Genomic DNA, 12,234 nt, shown 5'->3' with positions numbered 1-12,234 from the left:
GGGCCTTCTTTATCGCGAGTGGTCCCTTGCTGCGATAACAGCTTTGATTGATTGTCGCCTTTCAGGTTCGCCCTAACCCAGCGAACCCTCTCCATGCCGTGAGTATGAAAGGAATCAACAATGACAATCCGATCCTTACGTATCAATTGCTCTACCTACGTACCAGGAGGGCCCGCCTGATGCCTGTGGTTATCAGCTATCGCCACCAGGAACGCCTGGATGCCTTCATCATCAACGAGCGCCTGAAACTTGAAGGCATCGATACCCACCTGGACGTGTTCGACGGCAGCACCGGACAGACCACCGACGACCTGACCGGCCTGGTGTGTCGTAACGTCAGCGGCTGCACGCACTTGATTGCCGTCCTCTCTCAGGAAAATGCCGACACGTGGTGGGTACCGTTCCAATTGGGCGCCGCCACGCTCAGCAATCGACGCATCGCCCTGTTCCAATGCACAGACAGCGTATTACCCGAGTACTTGGAGAAGTGGCCGATAATGCGTTTACGCGAACACATTGATTTGTTCGTGCTTGCCTACCACGATGAACAGACCTTCAAGCGCTCGATCGATAAAGAAGGTGCTAACGCGGATGCCACCAACCGCGTCAACGCCGACTTCTTCCATGCCGACTTGAAGGCCAAGATTCGCCGCGGCTTCTGAGCCCCCGAAAGCACAACGCCCGTGAGCATCGCTGCACACGGGCGTTGTGATCACAGCACAGGATTACTCCTTGCTCTCATCCATCTTCAACACGCCGTCCTCGAAGATGTTCAGCTTCTGGCGTAGCTCGCGAGGCTGCATCGGCTCCGGTTCGGGCGCTGGCGCTGCCGCTGCCGGTGCAGGCGCCGGCACTTGAGCACCAGGCGCTGCCTCCTCTGGCGCGGCAGGCTGGGGCTGCTCACCTTCCAGGGTGCGCTGGGCTTTTTTGGTCAGGACAATAATGTCGATACGCCGGTTTACCGGATTGAGCGGGTTGGCCCGGTCGAACAGCGAAGACGAGGCATAGCCTACCACCCGTGCCACTTGCGCATCCGGATAACCACCCGCGACCAGGGCACGGCGCGCTGCGTTGGCACGGTTGGCCGACAGTTCCCAGTTGCCAAAGTCACCGCTGCCGGCATACGGCTTGGCATCGGTATGACCACTGATACTGATTTTGTTCGGCACTGCTTTTATGGTGTCGGCCATGGCCAGCAGGATATCTTCGAAATACGGCTGCAAGCGAGCGCTGCCGAGGTCAAACATGGGTCGGTTCTCAGCATCCATGATCTGGATACGCAGGCCATCCTGGGTAATTTCGAAGAGGATCTGATCCTTGAATTTCTGCAGTTCAGGGTTTTCTTCGACCTTGTTCTGCAGCTCCTGCAACAACAGCTCCAGACGCTCACGCTCAACCTGCTCAGCCATGCTTTCAACTTTGTCCTGCCCCAGCTGAATACTGCTATCCGGGGTTGGCTCGGACTTCTCTTCTGGGTTGATGGTCTTTTCCGGAGCGAGCTGGGGCGAACCACCGAGGTCGATAACGTAGGGCGTGCCGCTTTCGGAAAAACCGATCGGGTCTTTGAAGTAGCCTGCAATGGCGATCTTCTGTTCCGGTGTCGCGGTAGACAGCAGCCAGAGCACCAGGAAGAACGCCATCATTGCCGTGGCAAAGTCAGCGAAGGCGATCTTCCAGGCGCCACCGTGGTGACCGTCGCCAAAGCGCTTGACGCGTTTGATGATTATGGGCTGGTTGTTTTCCATGACTCAGCGACCGCGAACTGCTTGTTCCAGCTCGGCAAAGCTCGGACGGTGGGCCGGGAACAGCACCTTGCGCCCGAATTCCACGGCCAGCGACGGCGGCATGCCGGAAGCCGAGGCCACCAGCGAAGCCTTGATGGCTTCATAGACGTTGAGTTCTTCCCGGGCGTCCTGACGTAGGGCCGTGGCCAGCGGGCCGAAGAAGCCGTAAGCGGCGAGAATACCGAAGAAGGTACCGACCAGCGCCGCACCGACATGCAGACCGATGGACTTCTGGTCACCGTCGCCCAAAGAGGCCATGGTCACCACAATGCCCAGTACTGCCGCGACAATACCGAAGCCTGGCATGCCGTCGGCAATGCCGGTCACGGCGTGGGACGGGTGCTCGAGCTCTTCTTTCATGCTCAGCAGTTCCATGTCGAACAGGCCTTCAAGCTCATGCGGCGCCATATTGCCGGTGGACATGATGCGCAGGTAATCGCAAATGAACGCGGTCATGCGCTCATCCCCCAACACCGCAGGGTACTTGGCAAAAATCGGACTGGAAGCGGCGTCTTCGATATCGGCTTCGATCGCCATCATGCCTTCGCGCCGGCTCTTGTTGAGAATCTCGTAGACCAGCCCAAGCACCTCGATATAGAAGGTGTGGGTAAAGCGCGTACCAAACATCTTCAGCGACTTTTTGATTACATGCATGGTCATGTAACCAGGGTTCGCCTGGAGGAACGCACCAAAGGCCGCGCCACCGATGATCAGCACCTCGAAGGGCTGAATCAGTGCCGCAATTTTACCGTGGGATAGAACATATCCGCCGAGCACACTCGCGAATACGACGATGATGCCGATAATTTTAGCCATAGATAGAAAGCACTTACTGTCGTGGTCAGGGTCGTGAGCGGAAGTTAATAAAACTCTTCTTCTACTTATCGGCAGATCTGCGCCAGACTATAGTCAGTCAAGGCGAAAAGCCAGTTCGGCCCCTCCAGCATGCCTATTGAAACCATCGTGCCAGAACCAACACCTAAAACACTCGATGCCTGGGTCAAGCTGCTCGACAGCGTTCGACTACCGGTTCCTCTGGCCAGTTACGAGCAGGTAAAAGCGGCGATCGCCGACAGCCGCCGCTCATTGCGCGACATCGCTGAGTTGATGCAGGACAGCCCTGCCCTGGTGCTCAGCGTGATGCGCGAGGCCAATCATCACACCAGCAGCAGCCTTGGCGAACCGGCGGAAAGCCTGGAGACCGCCCTCAATCGTCTGGGCCTGGCGCGCACCACAAAATTGCTCGAGCGGCTGCCGGCGCTGGCTGAGGACGAGATTGCCCCGACCTTGCGCCAACTGCAGTTGGTCAGTCAGCATGCGAGCCAACAGGCTAATGGTTTGTTCGCCAGCCGCCTGGCGCGGCTCTGGCAGGAAATCCACTGGGGCAGCCTGTTGTTTCTGTCGCCGTTGTGGCCACTGGCCCTGACCTTTCCGAAGCTGCTCGAGGACTGGGAGCTACGGGTTGTGCACAAGGGCGAAGCGGCAGCGCGGGTGGAAGTGGAGTTGTTTGGCGTGCGGATACTCAGCCTGTGCAAAGCCCTCGCCGAGCACTGGCGCCTGCCAGCATGGGTCAGCCATGGCTATCAATTGCTGCAGGATGAGCGCCGCTTGCTGGCCAAGGCATTACTTATCGCCCGTGATCCGAACAGCCTGCACCAACAGCAGCGCCTGGACGAACAGCCAAACGTACGCCGCTGGTTCAATCAACCAGCCAACACCGTGCTGCTGGCCAACGGTCTGGCCCTGGCAGCACACGTCGGTTGGACCAACCCTCATGTACGGCGCTGGCAGCTGCTCACCAGCCTGTACCTGCAAACTTCACTGGATGACGTACAGCAACTGACGCACCAACAAGCGGTGAGCAGCGCCCGCCAGCATGCCAACCCTGGTCTTTTTCACCCAGCCGAAGCGCTGCTTTGGCCCTGGCACCAACGACGCCCGCACAAGGGCCAGATCGCCCCGCCGCCGCCTTCGGCCCAGGCCTTGGGAGCTTGGCGCAAACTCTGCGCCGAGTTGCTGGTCGAGCCAAGCCCGTTCAGCAACGCCATCCACCTGACGACCCTGGCCCGCGATGCACTGGTAGCCTGTGGTATGCAGCGCCTGATGTTGCTGATGAGCGACAAGACCCTGACCCAACTGCGCGTTCATCAGATTGCCGGATTGCCGACAGAAGCGGCTACTCTGGTGCTGCCAATCGAGCAGAGCAAGTTGTTGCAGCGCCTGATGAGCAGCGCTGCGCAGCTACGACTGACGCCAGACAATCACAAGCAGTTTGCCGCGCTGTTGCCGGCCCACCTGCACGCTTTGTTTCGCAGCGAACACCTGCTGCTGCGCTCACTGTCGAGCAATGGTCGTGTGGTGATGCTGCTGATCGCCGACCAGGGTGGCAAACCACTGGCCGACATCAGCGTGCAGGCCTTTGGTAAAACTGCGCAATGTATCGAACGCGCCCTGACCGCCTTCAGCAACCGCAGTGCCTGACCCATGCGCTACAATCGCCCCCTCTGTTCCGCCCTGGAGACTCTGGATGACTGACTTTTCTGGCTTGCCCCTGGTAATCGAGCCGGCTGACCTGCAAGCCCGGCTTGATGTACCTGAGTTGATCCTGGTGGACCTGACCAGCGTCAACCGCTATGACAGTGGGCATATACCAGGGGCTCGCTTTGTCGATCCCAAGCGTACTCAGCTGGGCCACCCCCCTGCCCCGGGCCTGCTACCGGCCAAAGCCGATCTGGAAAAACTGTTTGCCGAACTCGGCCACAATGCCAGTGCGGTCTACGTGGTCTATGACGACGAAGGCGGCGGCTGGGCCGGGCGCTTCATCTGGTTGCTGGATGTGATCGGCCACTCCCGCTACCACTACCTCAACGGCGGCGCCCAGGCCTGGCCGGCGAGCACCCTCAGCACTGAAGTCCCGGCCAAAGCCAGCGGCACGGTCAGCCTGACCCTGCACGAAGAGCCCACCGCCACCCGCGAATACCTGCAAAGCCGTCTCGGTGCCGCCGATCTGGCCATCTGGGATGCACGCAGCCCAGGTGAATACCGTGGTGAAAAGGTCCTGGCCGCCAAAGCTGGGCACATCCCCGGTGCCGTCAATTTCGAGTGGACTGCAGGCATGGACATGAACAATGCCCTGCGCATCCGCAAAGACATGCCCGAAATCCTCGAACAGCTGGGCATCAGCAAAGACAAGGAAGTGGTCACCCACTGCCAGACTCACCACCGCTCCGGCTTTACCTATCTGGTGGCCAAGCATCTGGGCTACCCTCGGGTCAAAGCCTATGCCGGATCCTGGGGCGAATGGGGCAACCACCCCGACACCCCTGTAGAAATTTGAAGAATCAAGGAAACCCAATGAAATCCCGCTTGTTCATCATCAGCCAGTACCTGCTGCCGCATAACCTGCTGTCACGCCTGGCCGGTTGCATTGCCGAATGCCGTGTTCGCTGGTTCAAAAACGCCTTCACCAGTTGGTTCGCCAAGCGTTATCAGGTCGATATGTCCCAGGCGCTGGTCGAAGACCTGAGCGCTTACGAGCACTTCAACGCCTTCTTCACCCGCGCCCTGAAACCCGATGCACGCCCGCTCGACGAAACGCCGGGCGCGATCCTCTGCCCGGCCGATGGCGCAGTTAGCCAACTTGGCCCAATCGAGCACGGTCGTATCTTCCAGGCCAAAGGTCACAGCTTCAGCGCACTGGAGCTGCTTGGTGGTGATCCGGCCAATGCCGCCCCGTTCATGGGTGGTGAGTTTGCCACTATCTATCTGTCGCCCAAGGACTACCACCGTGTGCACATGCCACTGGCCGGTACTCTGCGCGAAATGATCTATGTGCCGGGTCGGCTGTTCTCGGTCAACCAGACCACCGCCGAAAACGTACCTGAACTGTTTGCCCGCAACGAGCGCGTGGTCTGCCTGTTCGATACCGAGCGTGGGCCGATGGCCGTGGTTCTGGTCGGGGCGATGATCGTGGCGTCTATCGAGACCGTCTGGGCTGGCCTGGTGACGCCTCCGAAGCGTGAACTCAAGACTTTCCGCTACGACGAAGCTAGCCGTGCACCGATCCACCTGGAAAAAGGTGCGGAACTGGGTCGTTTCAAGCTGGGTTCGACCGCCGTTGTCCTGTTCGGACCAGAGCAGGTCAAATGGGCCGAAGAACTCGGTGCCGGTTCGGCCGTGAGCATGGGTCAGCGCCTGGCACTGCCCGCCCAGGCCTAAACATGAAAAAGCCCGCAGCGATGCGGGCTTTTTTGTTTCTGGCTCGTACGGCCTCGCTTTTCAGACCCGGCCGTCGCGATCGCGAAAGCCCAGCAAGTACAGCACACCATCCAGACCCAAGGTCGAAATAGCCTGCTTGGCCGACTGTTTGACCAGTGGTTTGGCCCGGAAGGCCACGCCCAAGCCAGCAATGGCCAGCATCGGCAGGTCATTGGCTCCATCACCCACGGCGATGGTCTGCTCCATCTGCAGTCCTTCCTTGCGCGCCAGCTCGCCGAGCAGATCAGCCTTGCGCTGGGCGTCAACAATCGGCTCGACCGCCACACCGGTGACTTTACCATCGACCACTTCCAGCTCGTTGGCAAAGACGTAGTCGATGCCCAGCTTGGCCTGCAGTTGCTTGGCAAAGTAGGTGAAGCCGCCAGACAAGATCGCAGTCTTGTAGCCCAGACGTTTGAGCTCGGCAAACAGCGTTTCGGCACCCTCTGTCAGGCGCAATGAAGCACCGATCTCGTCCAGCACGCCGACGTCCAGGCCCTTGAGCAAGGCCAGGCGTTCTTTGAAGCTGGCACGGAAGTCCAGTTCGCCACGCATGGCCCGTTCGGTGATTTCCGACACCTGCTCGCCTACTCCGGCAGCCTTGGCCAATTCGTCGATCACTTCGGCTTCAATCAGCGTCGAGTCCATGTCGAACACCGCCAGGCGACGGTTACGACGGAACAGCGAGTCCTGCTGGAAGGCGATATCGACGTTCAGCTCCTGTGCAACGCTGAGGAACTCGGCGCGCAAAGCCTGCGGATCTTCCGGTTCGCCACGCACAGAGAACTCGATGCAACCCTTGCCCTGATCGACCGGCGTATCCAATGCCACGCGACCGGAAAGGCGATCGATGTGGTCGATGTTCAGCCCGTACTTGGCAGTAATCGAGCTGACTCGCTGCAATTGTTCAGCTGTAACCTTGCGGGTCAGCAGGGTCACGATATGACGGGCCTTGCCCTGACCTTCAACCCAATTCTGGTAGTCGGCTTCGGAAACCGGGGTGAAACGGACCTGTTGATCGAGTTCGTAGCCCGCAAACAGAATATTTTTCAGCACCGATGACGCCTTCTCGGTATCCGGGATTTCCACCAGGATGCCAAAGGACAGGGTGTCATGAATCACCGCCTGACCGATGTCGAGGATGTTCACACCACCCTGGGCCAGAACGCCGGTGATGGCCGCAGTAAGACCCGGACGGTCTTCACCAGTGATGTTAATCAGAACGATTTCGCGCAAGACGGGCTCCGACTCGTAGAAAAAAGCGCATTCTACCGATTTTCGCGGACCATCGGGCGCAGTGGATGCTTTGCCGGTCCTTGAGCGCTCGCTATACTGCGCAACAACTTCTCCGACATAAAGAGCCGCGCTCTGTGAACCGGCCCACGCCCGTTAAAACTGACAACTTCTTCCTGCTGATTTTTCATGCTCTGCGCCAACGCCGTGTGCCGCTAGCGCTAAGGATCGCCTGCCACAACGTGCTGCTGGTAGCACTGGCCCTGGTGATCTACGCCTGCGTGATGGGTTTGCAGTTCAAGCAGGCCATGCATGAACAAGCTGATGCTCTGGGGCAGAGCCTGACCACGCAGACTGCTACCTCGGCTACCGAGCTGTTGGTGTCTAACGACATCCTCAGCCTCAATGTGCTGTTGGGTAACCTGGTAAAAAACCCACTGGTCGCCCATGCTGCCATCTACAGCGTCGACAACCGGATCCTGGCCGAAGCTGGTCAGCGCCCGAAAAACGGCCTTTTGGGTGAGGCCGAAGGCCTGTATCAGACCAAGATCACCTTCCAGGACGTGACCGCCGGGCAACTGCGCATCAGCCTGGACATGAACCAGTTCCAGCAGCCACTGACCATTAGCCTGCAAAGCATGGGCATTCTCGCCGGCATCCTGCTGGCCTTGGCCCTGGCCATGAGCTTGCGCCTGGGGCGGTACATCTCTACGCCGCTGCTGCAACTGCGAGTCTGGCTGCGGGACATCAACGAGTTCACCCCGGCCACCGAACGCCAGGACGAGATCGGTGACCTGGCTCGCCAGTTGCACACACGTTTTGCTCCGCCACCGCGCGAAGTCGAGCCGGAGCCAGAAGAGCTGGAGGAGGACGACACTGAGTTCGAAGTGCGTAACCTGCGCGATCCGAGCTTTGACGAACAACCTGCTGCGGCCAAGGTCAGCAAGCCGGTCACCGCCGATGACGAACACGATGACGCCTTTGCCGACCTGATCGACGACCAAGCACACAGTGCCCCAAGCCCTGCCCCACAGCCGCTCAGTCGTGAACCTCAGGCCAGCGCGGTATTGGCCGTACAGCTGGGCTCGCAGGAGCAACTTCGGCGTCTGCCGCGTACGCGCCTGACCGAACTGCTGGAGCGCTATCGCGACTGCCTCGATCAAGCCGCCTCGCTGTATGAAAGCGAAGTACACACCCTTAACGACGGCAGCACGCTGATGCTGTTCAACAGCCAGGACAGTGGTGAGGACTACCTGACCAATGCCATTTGCTGTGGTGAGCTGTTGCGCGCGTTGGGCCACGCCCTGCAGATCGAGGTGGCCGACAGCGGCATCACCTTGCAGCTGCAACTGGGCCTGGTGCTGGGTGAAGACCTGCATGGCCTGAGCCAGATCGATCTGTTGTTGACCGACAAGGCTCAGGACGCCCTGGCCTTGTCACAGCACAGCCGTAACCTTCTGCTGGTTGAGCGCAAGATCAGCGACGACGCACTGATTCGCCAGCGCGCCCGGATCCGTCCGATTGCCAGCCCTGAGGGCGCCTGCTGCGTCGAGCGGCTGATGGAGCCCTACCCATCCATGCTGGAGCGCCAGTTGGCACGAATGCACGAGCGCCGGATCAAGAGCTGATCCCTGATGACGAAAAAGCCCGCAGCAATGCGGGCTTTTTATGTGTGCCGGTTTCTGTAGGAGCCAGCCTTGCTGGCGATGCTATAACGCGCTGTCGGTTGGTGCGCGGTGTCTGCATCGCTGGCAAAGGCCTGCACCGACAAAAAAGCCCGCTACGATGCGGGCTTTTTTGTGGTGCTGCCTTAGAAGCGAAACACTTCCATATCGGTACGAATCGGCGTCGCCAGTGGGATCTTCGGCTTTTCCGGCCCCTTACGCACCTGCACCGGCGCCGCGCGCTTCGGCGACTCCTCAGCAATCGGTGGCTGGTTGGCCAAAGGCTTGAGAGCAATGCTCAGCTGCTCAGCAAGTTTTTGTAGCAGCTGGCCCTGGGCCTGTACCTGTGCCGCGGCGCTACCCGCATGCTGCTGTTCGAGGTGAACGATGCGATTGTCACGAACCTGGCCACGACGATCGAGCAGTCGCCACTGGGCGTCGAGGATCGCGGGCTGGTTGCTCCCGGAGTCCAGGCGGGTGATCGACAGCAGCACCTGTACGTCCGGGGTGAACCCGCTATTGCCTGGTGCCAGGACCACGCGCTGGCTATCCAGACGCCAGGCCAGCTGACGAACCAGCAATTGATCGATATCCGCCGACAGGCTGCCTGCCCAGCGGCCATCAGTCGCTGCGGTCAGGCTGCCATCGGATTGGCGTTGTAGCAGGGTCTCGCGCTGCAAGTAGTCAGCAACCGATACCGGGCCGAGTACCACAGCCATGCCCGCGCTTTGCTTGGGTTGGCCAGGCTCACCGCTGTCGAGCTGATACAGGGAAACCGGCTGGTGCATGCTGCAACCGGCCAGACCGAGTATGCCGCTCATCAGCAAAACAAACGGAAGGCGCAGAAATTTCATCATCCCATCCAGGCGGCTGCCACAAGGCTAACCGCAGTGATACTCATATAGATTCATACGGGCGCACAGCTACGCTGGCACCGCAAGGGCCCTATCATCCGCGAAATAACGGCCCGACTCCAGTGTTTAAGCCCCGAACGGGCGCTAAATTACCGATTCGGGGCCTTTGTCCGGTCTTATGCAGGATTTTCTACCAACAATGCATCAACCCGCTGGAAGCCGCGTGGCAGTTTGTTACCGCGACGACCGCGCTCGCCTTTGTAGTGCTCCAAGTCATCGGCCTTGAGTGACAGCGTACGCTTTCCGGCTTGCAACACAAGGGTTGCGCCATCAGCCACTACCGCCAGATCGGTGACGAACTCCTCGCGACTGGCGACCCGGTCACCCGGAATCCCGATGATTTTATTGCCCTTTCCTTTACCAAGCTGTGGCAGGTCGCTGATCTTGAAGATCAGGAGGCGGCCTTCGGTAGTGACCGCCGCCAGCCAGTTCTGCTCACGGTCAGCCACCGCCCGCGGGGCAATGACCTTGGCACCATTGGGCAGGCTGAGCAGTGCTTTACCGGCCTTGTTCTTGGCCTGCAGGTCTTCACCTTTGACCACGAAACCGTAGCCGGCATCCGAGGCAATCACGTACAGCGCGTCGTCTTCAGGCAACAGCACACACTCGAACACCGCACCCGGTGGCGGTGTTAGCCGCCCGGTCAGCGGCTCGCCCTGGCCACGGGCCGATGGCAACGTGTGCGCGGCTACCGAGTAACTGCGTCCAGTGGAGTCGATGAATACCGCAAACTGATTGGAGCGCCCGGCAGCAGCAGTCTTGAAGCCATCACCGGCCTTGTACGACAGGCCCGTGGCGTCGATGTCATGGCCCTTGGCGCAACGCACCCAGCCTTTTTCCGACAGTACCACCGTGACCGGCTCAGTCGGCATCAACTCGTTTTCTGACAGTGCCTTGGCTTCCGCACGCTCGACAATCGGCGACCGACGGTCATCACCGTAGGTTTCGGCATCCTTGATCAGCTCAGCCCGCACCAGTTTGCGCAACTTGCTTTCGCTACCCAGAAGCGCGGTGAGCTTGGCTTGTTCCTTGGCCAGTTCATCCTGCTCGTTGCGGATCTTCATCTCTTCCAGCCGCGCCAACTGACGCAGGCGGGTCTCGAGGATGTACTCGGCCTGGGTTTCGGTAAGGTCGAAACGGGCAATCAAGGCGGCTTTGGGGTGCTCCTCGGTACGAATGATGTGGATCACTTCATCCAGGTTGAGGAAGGCCACCAACAAGCCTTCAAGCAGGTGCAGGCGGCGTTCGACTTTATCCAGGCGGAATTTCAGTCGGCGACGCACCGTCTGTACGCGGAATTCAAGCCACTCGACCAACAGCGCGCGCAGGTTCTTCAACTGCGGGCGGCCATCCAGGCCGATGATGTTGACGTTGACCCGGTAGCTGGACTCAAGCTCGGTGGTGGCGAACAAGTGCTGCATCAGTTCGTCGAGATCGACCCGGTTGGAACGGGCGATGATCACGATCCGGCAAGGGTTCTCATGATCCGATTCGTCACGCAGGTCAGCCACCATCGGCAGCTTCTTGGCCTGCATCTGTGCGGCAATCTGCTCCAGCACTTTGGCCCCGGAAACCTGGTGCGGCAGGGCAGTGACGACAATATCGCCATCTTCAATGCGGTAAACCGCACGCATGCGCACCGAGCCGCGACCGCTTTGGTAGATCTTCAGCAGTTCCGAACGCGGGGTGATGATCTCGGCTTCAGTGGGATAGTCCGGCCCCTGGATATGCTCGCAGAGCTGTTCGATGGTGGCCTTTGGCTCATCAAGCAAACGTACACAGGCGCTGGCAACTTCACGTAAGTTGTGCGGCGGTACGTCAGTGGCCATGCCCACGGCGATGCCGGTGGTACCGTTAAGAAGGATGTTCGGCAAGCGCGCCGGCAACACCGCAGGTTCGTCCAGCGTACCGTCGAAGTTCGGCACCCAGTCGGCAGTGCCTTGGCCGAGTTCGCTGAGCAGCACCTCGGAATAACGCGACAGGCGTGCTTCGGTATAACGCATGGCGGCGAACGACTTGGGATCGTCCGGTGCACCCCAGTTGCCCTGGCCGTCAACCAAGGTGTAGCGGTAGCTGAATGGCTGGGCCATCAGCACCATCGCTTCATAGCAGGCCGAGTCGCCATGGGGGTGGAACTTGCCGAGCACGTCACCCACGGTACGCGCCGACTTCTTGTGCTTGGAGTCGGCGTCCAGGCCCAGTTCGCTCATGGCATAGACGATGCGACGTTGCACCGGCTTCAGGCCATCGCCGATATGCGGCAAGGCGCGGTCCATGATCACGTACATGGAGTAGTTGAGGTAGGCCTGTTCGGTGAAGTCAGCCAGTGACCGGCGCTCTACGCCATCGAGGCTGAGATCAAGGGAGTCGCTCATGCGGGCC

The 12,234-nt window shown here is 59.8% G+C and carries 10 protein-coding genes; 5 read left to right on the top strand and 5 right to left on the bottom strand.

Annotated elements, in window-relative coordinates; all coding sequences use genetic code 11:
* Nucleotides 1-179 precede the first annotated feature (179 nt).
* Nucleotides 180-662: a toll/interleukin-1 receptor domain-containing protein gene (locus ACQRAX_RS17835; RefSeq protein WP_412040584.1), complete on the top strand. Its 483-nt coding sequence runs from the start codon at nucleotides 180-182 to the stop codon at nucleotides 660-662.
* A gap of 63 nt (nucleotides 663-725) precedes the next feature.
* Here the strand turns inward: ACQRAX_RS17835 and motB are convergent, their stop codons facing one another.
* Both motB and motA read right to left on the bottom strand, forming a co-directional pair.
* Nucleotides 726-1,745, bottom strand: coding sequence for a flagellar motor protein MotB (motB, locus tag ACQRAX_RS17830; RefSeq protein ID WP_412040583.1), 1,020 nt, complete (start codon nucleotides 1,743-1,745; stop codon nucleotides 726-728).
* A 3-nt stretch (nucleotides 1,746-1,748) separates the two neighbouring features.
* Nucleotides 1,749-2,600, bottom strand: coding sequence for a flagellar motor stator protein MotA (gene motA, locus ACQRAX_RS17825; protein ID WP_038615227.1), 852 nt, complete (start codon nucleotides 2,598-2,600; stop codon nucleotides 1,749-1,751).
* A gap of 129 nt (nucleotides 2,601-2,729) precedes the next feature.
* Between motA and ACQRAX_RS17820 the strand changes: the two genes are divergently transcribed.
* From ACQRAX_RS17820 to asd, 3 genes are read left to right on the top strand one after another with little or no spacing between them, the layout of a single operon-like run.
* On the top strand, nucleotides 2,730-4,265 hold the full coding sequence (locus ACQRAX_RS17820; protein WP_412040582.1) for an HDOD domain-containing protein: 1,536 nt from the start codon (nucleotides 2,730-2,732) through the stop codon (nucleotides 4,263-4,265).
* A 46-nt stretch (nucleotides 4,266-4,311) separates the two neighbouring features.
* Nucleotides 4,312-5,121, top strand: coding sequence for a rhodanese-like domain-containing protein (locus tag ACQRAX_RS17815; RefSeq protein WP_412040581.1), 810 nt, complete (start codon nucleotides 4,312-4,314; stop codon nucleotides 5,119-5,121).
* Between the two features lie 17 nt (nucleotides 5,122-5,138).
* Complete coding sequence (gene asd / locus ACQRAX_RS17810; protein WP_412040580.1) at nucleotides 5,139-6,002, top strand: archaetidylserine decarboxylase; 864 nt, start codon at nucleotides 5,139-5,141, stop codon at nucleotides 6,000-6,002.
* A gap of 60 nt (nucleotides 6,003-6,062) precedes the next feature.
* Here the strand turns inward: asd and serB are convergent, their stop codons facing one another.
* Nucleotides 6,063-7,277 carry a phosphoserine phosphatase SerB gene (gene serB, locus ACQRAX_RS17805; protein WP_412040579.1) on the bottom strand — a complete coding sequence of 405 codons (1,215 nt, stop codon included), beginning with the start codon at nucleotides 7,275-7,277 and terminating at the stop codon, nucleotides 6,063-6,065.
* A gap of 134 nt (nucleotides 7,278-7,411) precedes the next feature.
* Between serB and ACQRAX_RS17800 the strand changes: the two genes are divergently transcribed.
* Nucleotides 7,412-8,902 carry a histidine kinase gene (locus ACQRAX_RS17800; RefSeq protein ID WP_412040578.1) on the top strand — a complete coding sequence of 497 codons (1,491 nt, stop codon included), beginning with the start codon at nucleotides 7,412-7,414 and terminating at the stop codon, nucleotides 8,900-8,902.
* 182 nt (nucleotides 8,903-9,084) lie between these two features.
* Here the strand turns inward: ACQRAX_RS17800 and ACQRAX_RS17795 are convergent, their stop codons facing one another.
* Both ACQRAX_RS17795 and parC read right to left on the bottom strand, forming a co-directional pair.
* The gene (locus ACQRAX_RS17795) at nucleotides 9,085-9,792 is read right to left on the bottom strand and encodes a PqiC family protein (protein WP_412040577.1); all 708 of its coding nucleotides are present in this window, start codon (nucleotides 9,790-9,792) and stop codon (nucleotides 9,085-9,087) included.
* Nucleotides 9,793-9,968: 176 nt separating this feature from the next.
* Complete coding sequence (gene parC, locus ACQRAX_RS17790; RefSeq protein ID WP_412040576.1) at nucleotides 9,969-12,227, bottom strand: DNA topoisomerase IV subunit A; 2,259 nt, start codon at nucleotides 12,225-12,227, stop codon at nucleotides 9,969-9,971.
* Between the last annotated feature and the right edge of the window lie 7 nt (nucleotides 12,228-12,234).

It is taken from the genome of Pseudomonas sp. UM16, assembly GCF_050312595.1.
Lineage (GTDB): Bacteria > Pseudomonadota > Gammaproteobacteria > Pseudomonadales > Pseudomonadaceae > Aquipseudomonas.
The sequence above is the reverse complement of the archived record's forward strand: the minus strand, read 5'-3'. Positions and strand labels throughout refer to the sequence as shown.

Bases quoted from the DNA above. Each gene is read 5' to 3' on its own strand.
- ACQRAX_RS17835 (WP_412040584.1), top strand. From the start codon at position 180: ATGCCTGTGGTTATCAGCTATCGCCACCAGGAACGCCTGGATGCCTTC.
- motB (WP_412040583.1), bottom strand. From the start codon at position 1,745: ATGGAAAACAACCAGCCCATAATCATCAAACGCGTCAAGCGCTTTGGC.
- motA (WP_038615227.1), bottom strand. From the start codon at position 2,600: ATGGCTAAAATTATCGGCATCATCGTCGTATTCGCGAGTGTGCTCGGC.
- ACQRAX_RS17820 (WP_412040582.1), top strand. From the start codon at position 2,730: ATGCCTATTGAAACCATCGTGCCAGAACCAACACCTAAAACACTCGAT.
- ACQRAX_RS17815 (WP_412040581.1), top strand. From the start codon at position 4,312: ATGACTGACTTTTCTGGCTTGCCCCTGGTAATCGAGCCGGCTGACCTG.
- asd (WP_412040580.1), top strand. From the start codon at position 5,139: ATGAAATCCCGCTTGTTCATCATCAGCCAGTACCTGCTGCCGCATAAC.
- ACQRAX_RS17795 (WP_412040577.1), bottom strand. From the start codon at position 9,792: ATGAAATTTCTGCGCCTTCCGTTTGTTTTGCTGATGAGCGGCATACTC.
- parC (WP_412040576.1), bottom strand. From the start codon at position 12,227: ATGAGCGACTCCCTTGATCTCAGCCTCGATGGCGTAGAGCGCCGGTCA.